Annotated in this window: 2 protein-coding genes; both read left to right on the forward strand. The window is 52.9% G+C overall.

Annotated features, from left to right (window positions below):
• Nucleotides 1-564 precede the first annotated feature (564 nt).
• On the forward strand, nt 565-1902 hold the full coding sequence (locus tag EP26_RS34340; RefSeq protein WP_084113186.1) for an NAD(P)H-dependent oxidoreductase: 1338 nt from the start codon (nt 565-567) through the stop codon (nt 1900-1902).
• A complete protein-coding gene (gene rfbC / locus EP26_RS34345; RefSeq protein ID WP_084113187.1) occupies nt 1899-2447 on the forward strand; it encodes a dTDP-4-dehydrorhamnose 3,5-epimerase in 549 nt (182 codons plus the stop codon). Before EP26_RS34340 ends, rfbC begins: the two co-directional genes overlap by 4 nt.
• Nucleotides 2448-2706 lie beyond the last annotated feature (259 nt).

The raw sequence follows: 2706 nt of genomic DNA on the forward strand, positions 1-2706 counted from the left end.
TGACGGCTACTGGCAGAGCATGGATTCACTCCGCGACAAGCAACTGCTGGAAGCGCGCTGGGCAACCGATGCACCATGGAAAGTGTGGGATTAGGAGCTATCCACAAATCGCTGTGCGGCTTTACGGGGAGTTCCGGAAAGCCGCTCAACGTCCGGAGCTGCAATTCCGCTTTCCGCCGCGAAGCTATGGGAAAGGCCTCAGCCTCAGGGCGGCTTCGATGAACATCCTATCACCCCACACGTACAAGGTGCCGCAAGCCCTTCCTACTATCAAATCAGGCAAAAATGTGTGGCAAGATTTTCTGATCTAAGCGCAAAACGTCATCTGTCGCTTATGTCTCAGGGTGCGAAATTGCGATCCGTTGCGGCAAAAATTTCTCTTAATCGATGCATGGTCTAGTCGAAGGCGGAAGGATTATTTTTGATATAAAGCGAATGCGAGTCGCATTCGAGAAGAGTACGTTAACATGTGCCACCACGTGTGTTTAAAGGTGCTGATCTCGACACAAGAAAAACCTGGCCACCGCTCCTCAGCAACCAATATTTGACTGAAAGGGTTAAAACTTGATTATCGTTGACACTGCACTCGCACGCCGTGAGGCAGAGAACCGGCCGATCCGGGTCGGGCTCGTCGGAGCCGGCTTTCAAGGCGCTGCCATTATCCGCCAAATTGTGACCTCGACGCCGGGAATGCATGTTGTCGCTGTTGCCAATAGAAATATCAGCAAAGCACGCGATGCGTTTACAGTCCTGGGAATTGAGCCGGCATTCTGCGACAGCCGTGCGGCCATTAACGCTGCCATTTCCCGCGGTCAACCGGCAGTTACCGAGGATGCTATTGGTTTGGCTGGTGCCGATGGCATTGATGTCGTTGTTGAAGTCACTGGTTCGGTCAACTACGCGGCGGAAGTAGTCTTAGAGGCGATTACCGCCGGTAAACATGTGGTCCAAATGAATGCTGAGTTAGACGGAACCGTAGGGCCGATTCTAAAACAGCGCGCCGATTCGGCTGGTGTCATCTACAGCTTTTCCGACGGCGACCAACCTGGCGTTCAAATGAATCTTTTCCGCTTTGTGCGCGGCATAGGTGTGACGCCTGTACTCTGCGGAAACATTAAAGGTTTACACGATCCATACCGCAATCCGACGACGCAGAAAGCTTTTGCGGAACGTTGGGGGCAGAAACCCGCGATGGTTGCCTCTTTTGCGGATGGAACAAAAATTTCTTACGAGCAGGCGATCGTGGCGAACGGCACCGGTTTCAAGGTGGCTCGTCGAGGAATGATCGGTCCCGATTTCTCGGGCGGCGACCCTTATGCACCGCTAGTGCCGCTCGAAAAAACAGTCGCAGCGTTTGCTGCTCATTTAGACCCTGATGGTCCTGGCATCGTCGATTATGTTGTTGGCGCCCAACCGGGACCTGGGGTTTTCATTCTTGGCACGCATGACGATCCTCGCCAGCAACATTTTCTGAATCTTTACAAGCTTGGTTCCGGCCCATATTTCTGTTTCTATACGCCCTACCATCTCTGTCACTTTGAAGTGCCGACCTCGATTGCTCGAGCTGCATTGTTTGGCGACGCAGTGCTTGCGCCGCGGGGTAAACCAGAGGTTGGTGTCATTGCAGTTGCAAAGATTGATCTTTCAGTAGGTGACGTGATCGCCGAATTTGGCGGCTATCATGCGTATGGCGTCGCAGAGAATAGCGAAATTATCTCACGCGAAGGCCTGCTGCCGCTTGGACTCGCTTTAGGCTGTCGAATTGTGCGGCCAGTAGCCAAAGATGCGGTTCTCACTTTCGCAGACGTCGAGGTTCCTGCTGGCCGAACTGTGGATCGGTTGTATGCCGAGCAGGAGAAGCGGTTTCCGTTTTCAAACCCAAAAGCTGGAGCTTGCGCGTGAAATATAATAAGACCAATCTGCAAGATGCGTGGCTCGTGGAAATTGAACTAAGAGGAGATGATCGCGGCAGCTTTGCCCGTACTATGTGTGCCGATGAGTTTGCCGCTCGAGGCATGATCAATAGTTTTGCCCAACAAAATATGTCGGTATCTGCCAAAGCGGGAACCTTGCGCGGCCTACATTTCCAGCGAGCTCCACATACGGAGGCGAAATTAGTGCGCTGTACGCGAGGTGTAATACTAGATGTGATTGTTGATTTGCGTTCTAACTCCCCCAGCTATCTTAAACATGAGGCATTCGAATTGTCTGCGGAGAACCGCAAACAACTCTATGTCCCGCCGGGTTTTGCGCATTCTTTTCAGACCCTCGTCGACGATTGTGAAGTATCCTACCTAGTTTCAGCTGCCTACGCGCCTCAGGCTGAGGGTGGCCTTAGATATGATGACCCGCTACTCAACATTTCTTGGCCACGACCCATAACGGCTATTTCGGCTAAGGACACGACATGGCCATACCTCAACCCCGATGCTCCGCCAATATTTTGATTGTCGAGGCGTCGGCTTTATGGAGCGGGTGAAAGTTGGTTTGTTGGGCGGCTGCCGATAATGGAAAACGCGGCCGTGGCATGAAGCGAAATAAACGCGGTTATATTGGTTAATGCCCGGCCTCCAAAGGTCTGACTTTCGGGGTTTGAGCCGACGCGGGTGGCCTGGCTCTGTTGCACAAATGAGCTGACGGTTAGGGTTCCCCTTTCCCCGGACAGCCTCATCCTACGGCTTCGGTGACGGGTATTCCGAGCGCGGT

It is taken from the genome of Belnapia moabensis DSM 16746, from assembly GCF_000745835.1.
Taxonomy (GTDB): Bacteria; Pseudomonadota; Alphaproteobacteria; order Acetobacterales; family Acetobacteraceae; genus Belnapia; species Belnapia moabensis.